The organism is Rhizobium sp. USDA 4016 (genome assembly GCF_056279705.1).
In genome coordinates this window covers 1,156,832-1,169,749 of record NZ_JBWCCY010000004.1, presented here as the reverse complement: position 1 = coordinate 1,169,749, position 12,918 = coordinate 1,156,832, and the positions used below count along the sequence as shown (strand labels likewise).

Sequence of the window (12,918 nt, the reverse complement as noted above, 5' to 3'; positions counted from 1 at the left end):
GTTAGTCGGCGGAAGGCAGCCGGCGCATGGTGAATTCGATCTGGTCGTTGTCGAGCTGCCGCCAGCTTTCCACTTCGGTCCAATAGGCCGCCTTCGGATATTCGGCGAACCATTCGCGTGCCTTTGCCCGCGCGTCAAGCAGGCCAAGCCGATAGGTCTGGCGCACGAAGTGATCACCCTTGCGGGCAGTGCCTTCCGCCCGATGCCGTTCGATCCTGCGCTTCAAGCCGTCAAACGACGGAGGTCCCGGGATTTTAGTCATGAAACCTACCTCTGAGCGGGAAAGGTAGTATTGAAAATATCAATTTGCGAGTCGAATCTTTGCCGCCTCGACTGCGGCTTTCCGCCGGCTGGCAAGGCACCGATGCACCTGATACCACGAAACCGTAATCAGCGATGATCGAGTCGCGTGTGATGCAATAACGACTGCTGGGGATAATGATGGAACGACCAGACCTGCCGATCGGCCTGCCGGACGATATCGAAGAAAAGAAGGTCGCCGCGCGCACTTGGTTCGAAGGGTTGCGCGATACGATCTGCGCCTCCTTCGAGGCCTTGGAAGACGAGCTGACCGGCACTCTTTCGGACCAGGAGCCCGGCCGTTTCGTCGGCAAGGAGTGGTCGCGTGAAAATGGCGCCGGCGGCGGGGGCCGGATGTCGATGATGCACGGCCGCGTTTTCGAAAAGGTCGGCGTGCATACCTCCACAGTGTACGGGGAATTCGCACCCGATCTGCGCACGCAGATGCCGGGCGCCAGCGAAGACCCTCGGTTCTGGGCCTCAGGTATTTCGCTGATCGCCCATCCGGTGAACCCCAATGTACCCACAGTGCATATGAACACCCGCATGGTCGTCACCTCCAGCCGCTGGTTCGGGGGCGGTGCGGACCTGACGCCGGTGCTCGACCGGCGCCGCACGCAGGAAGACGACGATAGTCGCCTCTTCCACAAGGCGATGGAAATTGCCTGCCGCAGCCATTCGGCCGTCGCCGACTATGGCGCTTACAAGAAATGGTGCGACGAATACTTTTTCCTGAAGCACCGCAACGAACCGCGCGGCATCGGCGGCATCTTTTATGACTGGCTGCATTCGAGCGAGGAAGCCGGCGGCTGGGATGCCGACTTCGCTTTCACCCGCGATGTCGGCAGGGCCTTCGCCATGGTTTATCCGAAAATCGTCCGCTCCAATTTCAACAAGGAATGGACCGAAGCCGACCGTGACGAACAATTGATCAGGCGCGGGCGCTATGTCGAGTTCAATTTGCTCTACGATCGCGGTACAATTTTCGGGTTGAAGACGGGAGGCAATATCGAGTCGATACTCTCGTCGATGCCGCCGGTCGTCCGGTGGCCATGACTGTACGACAGCGTACGGGTAAAAATACATTACATGGCCTTCAAGAACCGTGAGCACGCCCTAAACTAACGTGCTAAACTGAGCTTGTGTTGCGTAACAATCGGAGGAGGATTGTCATGATGATACAGAGCGGTTCGCCGGCGTCTGGGGATGTTCGGGAGGCATCCCGCGCATTCGAGACCCCGGATTTCCTGAACCGCATTGCCGAAGAAATGCGAGCCACGAGCGGCTCGGACCTGCCCCTTTCCTGCTTCATCGAACAGGTGAGGTTGCAGCTCGCTGCCGGAAAATCGCTCGAAGAACTGCGCGGACAGGCAAGAGAAAGCGCAAATTCGAATGCGTCCTACCAGTCGTCCGACTGCTTCCGCGCCTGGGCGATGCCGGAATATCGCAAGTGATTTGCCGGCCGATGTCATCATCGGCCGGAACCTTCTCTCCGTTTCGCACATTGAAGTTTCGCACATCGAGGAGAACCGCGTGTCAGCGCGATCATCCCGTCATGTTCCGGACAAAGGAGTAGACAATGCGACTTTTCGAATGCGGTACGCTCGTTCCGGGCTGCACCTGGCACACCCGCGCCGATGAGGACGCCGAAATCGTCCGCCGCGCGGTCGAGCACATGAAGTCCGCCCATGGTGAAACGACCATTCGCGAAAACATGATCGACAATATCAAGGCCCGCATCCGCGACGAAGCGACAGCGGCCTGATCACTTCGAAAGTTCGTTCAGCCGGGCGAGCAGCGTCGCCCGGTCGGCGGCAAAATTCTCGTCGATCCATTGGTTCTCGAGTTTCGCAAGCGTCTCGCCGACACGCGGACCTGCGGGAATTCCGGTGGAAACGACATCGCCGCCGCCGATTGGAAACTGCGGTCTCTTCCACGCCAGCGCCCGGTCCAACAGCTTGCCGAGCCTGGCCGACCGGCTCATTTCCTTCATGTCGCCTTCCGCCTTGCCGCGAGCAACGGCGAGCGCGAGCTTCAGGCGCGTGACGATACCGTCCGCACCACTGCGATAGAGCAGCCGGTCGAAGGCCGCGGCAGACATTTCGTCATCGACCGGGGGCGCCGCCGCCCAGGCCCTGAAATAGGCCGCTTCGGCATTCGAAAATCTCAGACGGACCGCCATCTTCTCCAGCCGTTCGGCATCGGGTGGAACGATCGAAGCGAGCCGAAGAAGCGGATCGGACGTCCAGCCGAGCGCCTTTTCGGTAGCGACCAGTCCCGGGATGGCATCGATGCCCCATTTCTCCGTCTCCGGCAGGACTTCGCTGAGCACCGAAACCTGCCGCATCCAGAGCAGCGCCCGGCCCGGATCGTCGGCAGCAAGCAGCTTGCGAAGCTCGGACCAAACCCTTTCGGACGAAAGCGTAGTGAGCTTCGAACGCGCCGCCGAACAGGCCCGCAGTCCGTCTGCATCGGGCCGGCCGGAGCCGTAGTGAGCAAAAAAGCGGAAGAACCGCAGGATGCGCAGGTAATCCTCGGCAATCCGTGTCGCCGCATCCCCAATGAAACGGATGTTGCGCTTCTCAATATCGGCAAGCCCGCCGACGAGATCGACCACCTCACCCTTGGAATTCATGTAAAGGGCATTGATCGTCAGGTCGCGCCGTTCCGCATCCGCCTGCCAGTCGGTGCTGAAGGCGACCTTGGCGCGGCGCCCGTCAGTCTCGACGTCGGTGCGCAGCGTCGTCACTTCGAACGGCTTTCCTTCGATCACCAGCGTCACGGTGCCATGGTCGATGCCGGTGGGGATCGCCTTGCTGCCGGACGCCTTCGCCCGTTCCGTCACGGCATCCGGCGTCAGCGTCGTCGCGATGTCGATATCGCTGACCGGAAGCCCCATCAGGCTGTTGCGCACGGCGCCGCCCACGACGCGCCCCTCCCCGCCGTCCGCGTTCAGGAGCGCGAAGACGCGCTGAAGGCGGGGATCCTTGAACCATGCTTCATCAGCAAGGTTGGTCATGCATAAAGCCTCTCGTAAAGGGTGCGGACGATGCCCGCCGTGATGCCCCAGATCATCCAGCTTTCATAGGGCATGCGGTAAAAATGCCGGTCGACACCCTCGACCAAGCGCCTGTCGCGGGTGTGGTTTTGCGGGTTCATCAGGAAGGAAAGCGGCACCTCGAAGACGTCGTCGACTTCCCGCGGATTGGGCTTCAGCTCGAACCCCCGCCGGACGACGCCGAGCACCGGCGTGATGCGGAAGCCGGTCGCGGCGAGATAGTGCGGCAGGCGTCCGACCGTCTCTACAAAGGAGCCGGCAATGCCGATCTCTTCCTGTGTCTCTCGGATCGCCGCCATCTCCGGAGAAATGTCCGTAGAATCGATCGCTCCGCCAGGAAAGGATATCTGGCCGGAATGCTTGCGCAGGTTCGCCGTGCGCTTGGTGAAGATGACCCGCGCCTCGTCGCCGTCGTCGACCACTGGCACCAGCACAGCGGCGTCGCGTAGGTGGAAGCCCTCGACCATCGCGACGATATCCGGATTGAGGATGTGGTCGCCGTGATCCCGCCAGGAGTGATCGACCGGCCCGCCGTTTTGATTGAGCGCCCGGCGGCGGAATTCGGCCGCGGAATAGAGTGGGTAGCTTTGGGTCGGGGCATTGCTCATCGGGACAGCATATCCAGTTCATCGGCGGCCATGACAGGGAAAACGCAGCCGGCCGAGCGGACGCAGAACATCTCCCTGCCCTCGATATCCGCAATCTCGCCGAGGTCTGCCAGTTCATACATCACGGCCCGCGACACCAGCGCCTCGAGACGCCCGCGCACATGCAGATAGGGTTTCAACTCGCTGTTTTCTCCATGAATCACGAAGCGCAGCGGATACTCCTGGCCGGCCTCGACGACATCGCCGGTATTGGTGCGGAATGTCAGCACCTGCTGACCATTGCGATCCGTCACGCTCATCTCGACGGCAACGAACGGCGCGTCAGCGACCCTGATTCCGACTTTTTCCACAGGGGTGACGAGATAGGTCTTTCCGTCCTCGTCCTTGCGCAGGACGGTGGAAAACAGGCGAACCAGGGGCGCACGGCCGATCGGCGTTCCCATGTAGAACCATGTGCCGTCGGCGCGGATTTCCATGTCGATATCGCCGCAGAAGGGCGGATTCCATTTCTCGACCGGTGGAAGTCCGCGCTTCTTGCCGCCGGTTTCGCCTGCAGCGCGCGAAATCAGCGCGGCAAGCCCTGCGGCATCTTCACTCGCCCTGATCTCTTGCGCTGCCATTCTTCTGTCCCGGTTTGCTCTTAACGATAGAATAGTCACGAGATAGTCATTTGGAACGAACTTGTCAGCCCGCAACATATCCATAACTCTATAGGGTACGAGCCAGAGGCGTAAGTCCGCCGATTCGCGACGAATGATTCAGCCGTTGGAGATACTTGATGGGTATGATGAAGACCGAAGATAGCCTCGGGGAGAAGGAAATCATCGCTGCCGCAGAAAAGGCGCTCGCCGATATTGCCCTTGTGCGCGAAGAAGTCTCGAAGGTGATCTTTGGCCAGGAAAGCGTCGTCGAAAACACCCTGCTCGCTGTTCTTTCAGGCGGCCATGCACTTCTGGTCGGCGTGCCCGGCCTTGCAAAGACCAAGCTCGTGACCACGCTCGGCGAAGTGCTCGGCCTCGGCGCGAACCGCATCCAGTTCACGCCGGACCTCATGCCGTCGGACATCCTCGGCTCCGAAGTGATGGACCAGGACGAGAACGGCCGCCGCTCCTTCCGCTTCGTCAAGGGCCCGGTGTTCGCCCAACTGCTGATGGCGGATGAGATCAACCGCGCCTCACCGCGCACGCAGTCGGCGCTGCTGCAATCGATGCAGGAATATCACGTCACGATCGCCGGCCAGCGCTACGACCTGCCGACGCCTTTCCACGTTCTCGCCACCCAGAACCCGCTGGAGCAGGAAGGCACCTACCCGCTGCCGGAAGCTCAGCTCGACCGCTTCCTGCTGCAGGTGGACGTGCACTATCCCGAGCTTGCCGCCGAACGCCAGATCCTGCTCGAAACGACCGGCATCAGCGAAACGAAGCCGCAAGCCGTCCTCGACGCCGGGCGGCTGATGGAAATCCAGAAGCTCATCCGCCAGATGCCGGTGAGCGACAAGGTCGTCGATGCGATCCTCGATCTAGTGCGCTCCGCCCGCCCCGGCCAGGGCAACGCTGCGACCGACAAGAATGTGGCCTGGGGCCCGGGGCCGCGCGCCGGCCAGGCGATGATGCTCTGCGCCCGCGCCCGCGCGCTCTATGAAGGCCGTCTGGCGCCGTCGCTCGACGATATCCATGCACTTGCCGAACCCGTTCTCGAACACCGCATGGCGCTTACCTTCGCTGCACGTGCCGAGGGCATGTCGGTCCGCGATGTCATCGCCGGCCTCGTCAAGCAGGCCAAAGGATAAGGAAGCCGGACGCGTGGCATCTATCGGACAGATCGTCAATCCGACCCCTGGCAGCGATGCCCTCGCCCGCGCAAGACAGCGGGCCTCTCTGGTGCCGGACTGCCTGGTCGAAGCCAAGCGCATCGCCAACACCGTGATTGCCGGTTGGCATGGCCGCCGCAAGCGCGGTATCGGCGAGAATTTCTGGCAGTTCCGCCCTTATACCGAGGGTGAAAGCCTATCGCGCATCGACTGGCGTCGCTCCGCCCGCGACGACCATACCTATGTTCGCGAGCGCGAATGGGAAGCCGCCCACACCATCTGGCTGTGGGCCGACATGTCGCCCTCGATGATGTACAAGTCGACCTTCGGCAGTGTCTCGAAGGAAAGCCGCGCGCTCGTCATCATGCTGGCGCTCGCTGAGATCCTTGCGCGCTCCGGCGAACGCATCGGTTGTCCGGGCGTCATGGAACCGGTTGCCGCCCGCAACGCCGCCGAGCGGCTTGCAACCGCGCTCATGCATGCGCCGCTACCGGGCGGGCTGCCGGATATCGCCATGATCCGCGGCTGGAGCGATCTCGTGCTCATCGGCGATTTCCTGGACGATGCGCCGGCGATCATGACCCGCCTCACACCGCTTGCCCGTCGCGGCCTTCGCGGCCACGTGGTCGAGATCGCCGATCCCGCCGAAGAGCTTTTCCCCTATACCGGCCGTACCGAATTCACCGATCCGGAAACCGGCTCGAAACTGGTGTCCGGCCGCGCGGAAAACATCCGCGAAGCCTATAGCCGCGCCTATCTGGCCCGCCGCGACGGTCTCGGCCAATCGCTTCGACATCTCGGCTGGACGTTCGTCACCCATCGCACCGATCACCTGGCATCCGAAGCGCTGGTTGCGGTGCATATGTATCTGTCCGGGATGCCGGCCAAGGCGACACATGGGGGGCTGCTATGAGCGCCCTTCCCTTTGCTTTCGCCTATCCTGCAATCCTCGGCGCGCTCGTCGCCCTGCCGGTCATCTGGTGGCTGCTGCGGCTTACGCCGCCGCGCCCGAAATCCGAAGTCTTCCCGCCGCTGAAGATACTGGCAGCCGTACTGAAGCGCGAGGAAACGCCCGCTCAGAGCCCCTGGTGGCTGACGCTGCTTCGAATGCTGCTCGCCGCTGCCGTGATCCTTGCGATCGCCGATCCGGTTTTCAATCCGCGTACCAATTCGCTCGCCGCAGGCGGTCCGCTCGTTCTTTTCGTCGACAATGGCTGGGCGACGGCGCCGGATTGGCAACGCCGCGTGCAGACCGCCGAAGCGCTGATCGACGACGCCGAATCGGCCGGCACCCCCGTCGCGGTCGCCTTTACCGCCGATCCCACCAACAATGCTGTGCCGGGCACCACAACGGCGGCCCGCGACATGCTGCGCGCCGCAGAACCGCAGCCGCTCGTTCCGGATCGCGAACGCGCCTTCGAGGCATTGCGCGCCGCCCTCAACGGCACGAAACCAGGTACGCTCGCCTTCCTTTCCGACGGCGCTGCCGCCAAGGAAAACGATGCGACCGTCCGCCGGCTCGCCGATCTGAAGCCTGCCGAGCTCCGTCTCATCGAAGGCGATACCACACGGACGATCGCCATCACCGGTGCCACGAATGCCGCCGACGCCATGAGCGTGACCGCGACGCGCCTCGACAGCGCGGGCGCCGCCTCGCTGCCGCTGACGGCGCAGGATGCCCAGGGCCGTGCGATTGCCGCAGGCACGGTGGATTTCCAGCCCGGGCAGTCGGTCGCCTCCGGCTCGATCCCCGCCCCCTTCGAGATGCGCAACGATTTCGCCCGCGTCAGCATCGACAATCTTGCGACGGCAGGTTCGGTCCATCTGCTCGACGATGGCTTCAAGCGCCGCCGCGTGGTGCTGCTTTCCGGCGAAGCGGGCGATGAATTCCAGCCGCTGCTATCGCCTCTCTATTACATCCAGCGCGCACTGCAGCCTTATGCCGATCTGATCCAGCCGAACACGCCGGATCTCGCTGCCTCCATCCCCGATCTGCTGTCGCAGAATCCGTCCGTTATCATCATGGCCGATATCGGTCGGCTGCCGCAGGAAACCTATGGTCCGATGCAGCGCTGGATCGCCAATGGCGGCACGCTGATCCGCTTCGCCGGGCCGCGCCTTGCCGCCGCCCCCGCGGACGATCCGCTGGTGCCGGTGACGTTGCGCCAGGGCGAGCGTGCGCTTGGCGGCGCGCTCTCCTGGGCCGAGCCGCAGCCGCTGGCGGATTTTCCGAACTTCGGTCCTTTCGCCGGCATGGCCAAGCCGACTGACGTGACCGTCAAGCGCCAGGTTCTGGCCGAGCCGACGCCCGATCTTGCCGAGCGCACCTGGGCAAGCCTTGCCGACGGCACGCCGCTGGTTACGACCAAGCCGATCAACGCGGGCCGTATCGTGCTTTTCCATGTCAGCGCCGAGGCAACGTGGTCCAACCTGCCGATCTCCGGCAATTTCGTCGAGATGCTGCGTCGCATCGTTCAGCTCTCCCGCTCGGGCGGCGTCACCTCTGAAGCCGGTGCTGCAACGACCGCTGAAGCCCTGCCGCCCTTCCGCCTGCTGACGGCGAAGGGCGTGCTCACGACGGAGACCGGCACGGCACGGCCGTTGATCCCGAACGCAAAGACCGAGCCCGTTTCCAATTTCGACAATCCGCCAGGACTCTATGGTTCGGAAGACGGCTTTACCGCATTGAATGTATTGCCTAATAACGCCGAGCTGAGGCCGCTCGACACGGCCGGCATCAATGTCCTGCGCGAGGGCCTGATCGGCGGCGAAACCTGGTCCGCCAAGCCCGCTCTCTTCCTCATCGCCTTCCTGCTGCTCCTGGCAGACAGCCTCGTCGTGATGTTCATGGGCGGCGCCTTCTCCCGGCTGCGTTCGGCGGCCCGGCCTGCGGCGATCATCGCAGTCGCCGTCAGCACGACCTTCTTCCTGCAACCCTCGCAACTGCGCGCCGACGATTCCAAGCCCGACGACGACCAGATATTCCAGCGATTGGACAATACCCACCTCGCCTATGTCGTCACCGGCGAGCAGGATGTCGACAATATTTCCGAGCACGGCCTTGAAGGCCTGACCGAGTTCCTGACCTTCCGCACGACACTGGAGCCGGCGCCGCCCGTCGGCCTTGATCTCACGAAGGACGAGCTGTCCTTCTATCCTATCATTTACTGGCCGGTTTCCGCCTCCGCGCCGATGCCGTCGACGGCTGCGATCAACCGCATCGACGCCTATATGCGCGCCGGCGGCACCGTCCTTTTCGATACGCGCGACCAGTTCTCCTCACTGGATAACAATGGAGGTGCCTCGAGTGCCAACGGCGAGCGCCTGCAGCAGATCCTCGCCAATCTCGACATCCCCCCGCTGGAGCCGGTTCCTTCGGACCATGTTCTGACGAAGTCCTTCTACCTGCTCTCCAGCTTCCCGGGCCGCTATTCCGGAAGCCCGCTCTGGATCGAGTCGAGGCAGGACAATCGCGCATCGGACACCAAATCGACGGCCTCGGCCGACGGTGTTTCGCCGATCCTGATCACCGGCAACGATTTAGCCGGGGCCTGGGCGGTCGATCAGAACGGCGCACCGATGCTGCCGACCGTTCCGCCGGATGAGATGCAGCGCGAATACTCCTATCGCGCCGGCGTCAACATCATGATGTATATGCTGACGGGCAACTACAAGACCGATCAGGTCCACATCCCCGCGCTCCTCGAACGGCTGGGGCAATGACATGACGGTTGATTTTTCGCCCTTTATTCCCTGGCCGGTTCTTGCAGCGCTCGCGGCCGTCGTCGCGGTTGTCGCGGTCTTCGCCATCTGGCGCGGCATCCGCGGCGCCTGGATCCGCACGCTCGCCGCCCTCGCATTGCTGGCAGCGCTCGCAAATCCGCTACTCATGCAGGAAGATCGCGAGCAGCTTTCGACGGTCGTTCCCGTCATCGTCGATCGGAGCCAGAGTCAGCAGACGCCGGAACGTATCAAGATGACCGACGAGGCGCTGGCGCAGTTGAAGGATCGCCTCTCTCGTTTCCCGAATATTGAACCGCGCTATGTCGATGCGACCGAGCCTGAAAATTCCGATACGCCCTCCACACGCCTCTTTTCCGCCCTTTCGGCCGCCGTTGCCGACGTACCTCCAGCGCGCATCGGCGGCGCGATCATGCTGACGGATGGTGAAGTGCATGATACGCCGGGCGTCAATCAGGCGCTCGGCTTTGACGCGCCGGTCCACGGCCTGATCACCGGCAAGGCCAACGAATTTGACCGCCGCGTCGAGGTGATCAAGGCGCCGCGCTTCGGCATCGTCAATGAAGAGCAGCAACTGGTCCTGCGCGTCTTCGACGACGGCCCGAGCCCGGGCACCACGGCCGATGTCACTGTGAAGCTGAACGGCGACGTGATCGCCGCGCTCCAGGCGACACCGGGGCAGGATACGCCGTTTTCCTTTAAGGTTCCGCGCGGCGGCAGCAACGTGCTGGAATTCTCGGTGGCCGGGCTGCCTGGCGAAGTGACGGAGGCAAACAACCGCGCCGTTCATGTCATCGATGGCATCCGCGAAAACCTGCGCGTGCTTTTGGTCTCCGGCGAGCCGCATGCCGGCGAGCGCGCCTGGCGCAATCTCCTGAAGTCCGACGCCTCGGTCGATCTCGTCCATTTCACCATTCTGCGCCCCCCTGAAAAGCAGGACGGCACGCCGATCAACGAGCTTTCGCTGATCGCCTTCCCGACACGCGAGCTGTTCGTCGACAAGATCAAAGACTTCGACCTGATCATCTTCGACCGCTACCAGCACCGCGGCGTGCTGCCGATCCTCTACTATGACTACATTGCACAATATGTCGAAAACGGCGGTGCGCTGCTGATTGCCGCAGGTCCCGAGCATGCCGGCCAGGATTCGATCGCACTGACGCCGCTTTCGGCCGTTCTCCCTGCCGAGCCGACCGGCCAGATGATCGACAAGGCCTTCTATCCCCGCCTCTCCGAGGAGGGCCGCAAGCATCCCGTCACCCGCGGCCTGGACGGCTCCGCTGACGAGCCGCCGCATTGGGGCCGCTGGTTCCGCAGCGTCGATGTCGCGTCTCCGCATGGCCAGACGGTCATGGTTGGCGCAGACAATCATCCGCTTCTGCTTTTGAACCGTGCCGGCCAGGGGCGCGTCGCCATGCTGCTCTCCGACCAGGGCTGGCTCTGGGCCCGCGGCTTCGAGGGCGGCGGCCCGCACGTCTCGCTCTACCGTCGCATCGCCCATTGGCTGATGAAGGAACCGGCTCTGGAGGAAGAAGCGCTGACGGCGCGCGCCTCCGGCCGCACACTGGAGGTAACCCGCCAGACGATCGGCGACAATCCGGGCGAGGCCACAGTCCGATATCCATCAGGCAAGACGGAAAATCTGCCGCTGAACCAGTCCGAACCCGGTCTCTTCAAGGCCGAGAAGAAGATGGACGAGATCGGCCTCTTCGAAATCCGCAACGGCGACCTGACGACGCTCGTTCATGTCGGCGCCGTCGATGCGCCCGAATTCAAGGCGATGATTTCGACGACGGATGTGCTGAAGCCGATTTCCGGCAAGACACGCGGCCTTGTCACCCGCGTTTCAGATACAAATGGAGCGATCGAAGTCCCGCCGATCCTGCCGGTTCACGGCCAGGTTCGCGTCGCCGACAATGACCGCATGCAGATCAAGTTGACGAACGAGACCGTGCTGAAGGGGATCAATACCCTGCCGCTCTTTGCCGGTTTTGCCGGCGTCGGCGTGCTGCTGCTCGCCTTCGGCGCCATGTGGTGGCGTGAAGGACGATGAGTCTCGCTTAGGCGAGCGAGACCCGCCGCGTTTCCGCATCGATCGCAAGCGCGGCGATGGCAGCCACCACCAGCAGCGCTGCAAATAGCCCGATGGCGATGCCGAGGCCCAGCGACACGACGAATGCCATTAGCGATGGTGCGGCAAGTCCGCCGAGCCGAGCCATGGCGCCTGCGGTCCCCATCCCGGTGGCGCGCGATGCCGTCGGGTAGAGCTCGGGCGTATAGGCGTAAAGCGCGCCCCAAGTGCCGAGCAGCGCGAAGCTCATGATCAGCAGCGATGCCCCGATCAGCACGTCGTCCGGCGAAAGCACGAAGAGCAGGCATCCCGCCGCCGAAAGCAGGCAGAAGCCGATCAGCGTTGGCCGCCGTCCCCATTTCTCGACACCGTAGGCCGCGAGCGCGTAGCCCGGTATCTGGGCGAGCGCCACGAAGACGAGAAAGCCATAGCCACGCACGAAACCGAAGCCCTCGCCGGCAAGCCTTGCAGGCATCCAGGTGAAGACGCCGTAATAGGAGACCGAAACGAGAAACCATATCGCCAGGATCATCAGACTGCGGCGGCGAAGCGAGGCGGAGAAGATGCCCTCTGAAGGCGCATGCGGGGCCGGCACAATCTGATCGGCGGCGGCAAGCTCCGGCCTGCCGTTGCGTTTCAGCATGCGGTTGACGATCGCCTTGGCGTCTTCGGCACGGCCTGTCCGCAACAGATAGAGCGGCGATTCCGGCACGAAGAAGCGTAGCCCGATGCCGAAGATGGCGGGCAGCGCCGTCACGGCAAAGATGTAGCGCCACGCATCGGCAACGCCGGCGACGCTTGCGGCCCATGCGGCAAGCGCAACGATCAACGTGCCGACCGCCCAGAACCCCTCGAGCACGACGAGCCAACGGCCTCGGTTCTTTGCGGGCAGAAATTCCGCCATCATCGCATAGTCGACCGGCAAGGTGCCGCCAACAGCCATCCCCGTTAAGAAGCGCAGAACGAGCAGGCTGGTGAAATCCGGAGCGAAGATCGAAAGAGCACCGAACAAGGCGTCACAGGCGACCGTCAGGATCAGCACGGAGCGTCGGCCCACCCTGTCGGCGAGCCGGCCGAAGACGACGGCGCCGATCAGCATGCCGAGGAAGAAAAGCGTTCCGGTCTGCAGTGCCTGCGGCACCGTCATCTGGAACGTGGCGGCGATCGAAGCGGCCGTGAACCCGACGGCTAGCACCTGCATGGCGTCGGCCGCCCAGACAAGCCCGAAAATCGCCATCAGCCGCCGCTGAAATGCGCCCGTCCCGGCGCGATCCAGCGCCTCGTCCATCGAAATTCCGCTCATGCCACCCTCCACCAAGCTGCCGAAACC

12 protein-coding genes are annotated in these 12,918 nt (G+C 63.2%); 7 read left to right on the top strand and 5 right to left on the bottom strand.

Features of this window, described 5'->3' with window-relative positions; all coding sequences use genetic code 11:
* Position 1: 1 nt before the first annotated feature.
* Positions 2–262, bottom strand: coding sequence for a hypothetical protein (locus ACZ9DP_RS20885; protein ID WP_022714201.1), 261 nt, complete (start codon positions 260–262; stop codon positions 2–4).
* Between the two features lie 179 nt (positions 263–441).
* Between ACZ9DP_RS20885 and hemF the strand changes: the two genes are divergently transcribed.
* From hemF to ACZ9DP_RS20870, 3 genes are all read left to right on the top strand, one after another.
* Positions 442–1,356 carry an oxygen-dependent coproporphyrinogen oxidase gene (gene hemF / locus ACZ9DP_RS20880; RefSeq protein WP_476203453.1) on the top strand — a complete coding sequence of 305 codons (915 nt, stop codon included), beginning with the start codon at positions 442–444 and terminating at the stop codon, positions 1,354–1,356.
* Positions 1,357–1,472: 116 nt separating this feature from the next.
* On the top strand, positions 1,473–1,754 hold the full coding sequence (locus ACZ9DP_RS20875) for a hypothetical protein (RefSeq protein ID WP_476203452.1): 282 nt from the start codon (positions 1,473–1,475) through the stop codon (positions 1,752–1,754).
* A gap of 125 nt (positions 1,755–1,879) precedes the next feature.
* Complete coding sequence (locus tag ACZ9DP_RS20870; RefSeq protein ID WP_074069055.1) at positions 1,880–2,065, top strand: DUF1059 domain-containing protein; 186 nt, start codon at positions 1,880–1,882, stop codon at positions 2,063–2,065.
* Here the strand turns inward: ACZ9DP_RS20870 and ACZ9DP_RS20865 are convergent, their stop codons facing one another.
* The 3 genes from ACZ9DP_RS20865 to ACZ9DP_RS20855 are packed head-to-tail and all read right to left on the bottom strand — an operon-like array spanning position 2,066 to position 4,586.
* Positions 2,066–3,319 carry a CCA tRNA nucleotidyltransferase gene (locus ACZ9DP_RS20865; protein ID WP_476203451.1) on the bottom strand — a complete coding sequence of 418 codons (1,254 nt, stop codon included), beginning with the start codon at positions 3,317–3,319 and terminating at the stop codon, positions 2,066–2,068. It abuts the gene before it with no gap.
* Positions 3,316–3,966 carry a CoA pyrophosphatase gene (locus tag ACZ9DP_RS20860; protein WP_194727594.1) on the bottom strand — a complete coding sequence of 217 codons (651 nt, stop codon included), beginning with the start codon at positions 3,964–3,966 and terminating at the stop codon, positions 3,316–3,318. Before ACZ9DP_RS20860 ends, ACZ9DP_RS20865 begins: the two co-directional genes overlap by 4 nt.
* Positions 3,963–4,586, bottom strand: coding sequence for a DUF1285 domain-containing protein (locus ACZ9DP_RS20855; protein ID WP_074069058.1), 624 nt, complete (start codon positions 4,584–4,586; stop codon positions 3,963–3,965). The genes ACZ9DP_RS20860 and ACZ9DP_RS20855 overlap by 4 nt, the downstream gene beginning before the upstream one ends.
* Positions 4,587–4,744: 158 nt before the next feature.
* Between ACZ9DP_RS20855 and ACZ9DP_RS20850 the strand changes: the two genes are divergently transcribed.
* From ACZ9DP_RS20850 to ACZ9DP_RS20835, 4 genes are read left to right on the top strand one after another with little or no spacing between them, the layout of a single operon-like run.
* Positions 4,745–5,755 carry an AAA family ATPase gene (locus ACZ9DP_RS20850; protein ID WP_022714193.1) on the top strand — a complete coding sequence of 337 codons (1,011 nt, stop codon included), beginning with the start codon at positions 4,745–4,747 and terminating at the stop codon, positions 5,753–5,755.
* A gap of 13 nt (positions 5,756–5,768) precedes the next feature.
* On the top strand, positions 5,769–6,689 hold the full coding sequence (locus ACZ9DP_RS20845) for a DUF58 domain-containing protein (protein ID WP_476203450.1): 921 nt from the start codon (positions 5,769–5,771) through the stop codon (positions 6,687–6,689).
* Positions 6,686–9,499, top strand: coding sequence for a DUF4159 domain-containing protein (locus ACZ9DP_RS20840; RefSeq protein WP_476203449.1), 2,814 nt, complete (start codon positions 6,686–6,688; stop codon positions 9,497–9,499). The genes ACZ9DP_RS20845 and ACZ9DP_RS20840 overlap by 4 nt, the downstream gene beginning before the upstream one ends.
* A 1-nt stretch (position 9,500) precedes the next feature.
* Entirely contained in the window at positions 9,501–11,570 is a 2,070-nt protein-coding gene (locus tag ACZ9DP_RS20835; protein WP_476203448.1) for a hypothetical protein, read from the top strand.
* A 7-nt stretch (positions 11,571–11,577) separates the two neighbouring features.
* Here ACZ9DP_RS20835 and ACZ9DP_RS20830 read toward each other — a convergent pair whose 3' ends face one another.
* Positions 11,578–12,891 carry an MFS transporter gene (locus ACZ9DP_RS20830; RefSeq protein WP_476203447.1) on the bottom strand — a complete coding sequence of 438 codons (1,314 nt, stop codon included), beginning with the start codon at positions 12,889–12,891 and terminating at the stop codon, positions 11,578–11,580.
* Positions 12,892–12,918: the final 27 nt, after the last annotated feature.

What these genes read in the sequence shown, in the direction of transcription:
- ACZ9DP_RS20885 (WP_022714201.1), bottom strand. Translation starts at nt 262, where the DNA reads ATGACTAAAATCCCGGGACCTCCGTCGTTTGACGGCTTGAAGCGCAGG.
- hemF (WP_476203453.1), top strand. Translation starts at nt 442, where the DNA reads ATGGAACGACCAGACCTGCCGATCGGCCTGCCGGACGATATCGAAGAA.
- ACZ9DP_RS20875 (WP_476203452.1), top strand. Translation starts at nt 1,473, where the DNA reads ATGATGATACAGAGCGGTTCGCCGGCGTCTGGGGATGTTCGGGAGGCA.
- ACZ9DP_RS20870 (WP_074069055.1), top strand. Translation starts at nt 1,880, where the DNA reads ATGCGACTTTTCGAATGCGGTACGCTCGTTCCGGGCTGCACCTGGCAC.
- ACZ9DP_RS20865 (WP_476203451.1), bottom strand. Translation starts at nt 3,319, where the DNA reads ATGACCAACCTTGCTGATGAAGCATGGTTCAAGGATCCCCGCCTTCAG.
- ACZ9DP_RS20860 (WP_194727594.1), bottom strand. Translation starts at nt 3,966, where the DNA reads ATGAGCAATGCCCCGACCCAAAGCTACCCACTCTATTCCGCGGCCGAA.
- ACZ9DP_RS20855 (WP_074069058.1), bottom strand. Translation starts at nt 4,586, where the DNA reads ATGGCAGCGCAAGAGATCAGGGCGAGTGAAGATGCCGCAGGGCTTGCC.
- ACZ9DP_RS20850 (WP_022714193.1), top strand. Translation starts at nt 4,745, where the DNA reads ATGGGTATGATGAAGACCGAAGATAGCCTCGGGGAGAAGGAAATCATC.
- ACZ9DP_RS20840 (WP_476203449.1), top strand. Translation starts at nt 6,686, where the DNA reads ATGAGCGCCCTTCCCTTTGCTTTCGCCTATCCTGCAATCCTCGGCGCG.
- ACZ9DP_RS20835 (WP_476203448.1), top strand. Translation starts at nt 9,501, where the DNA reads ATGACGGTTGATTTTTCGCCCTTTATTCCCTGGCCGGTTCTTGCAGCG.
- ACZ9DP_RS20830 (WP_476203447.1), bottom strand. Translation starts at nt 12,891, where the DNA reads ATGAGCGGAATTTCGATGGACGAGGCGCTGGATCGCGCCGGGACGGGC.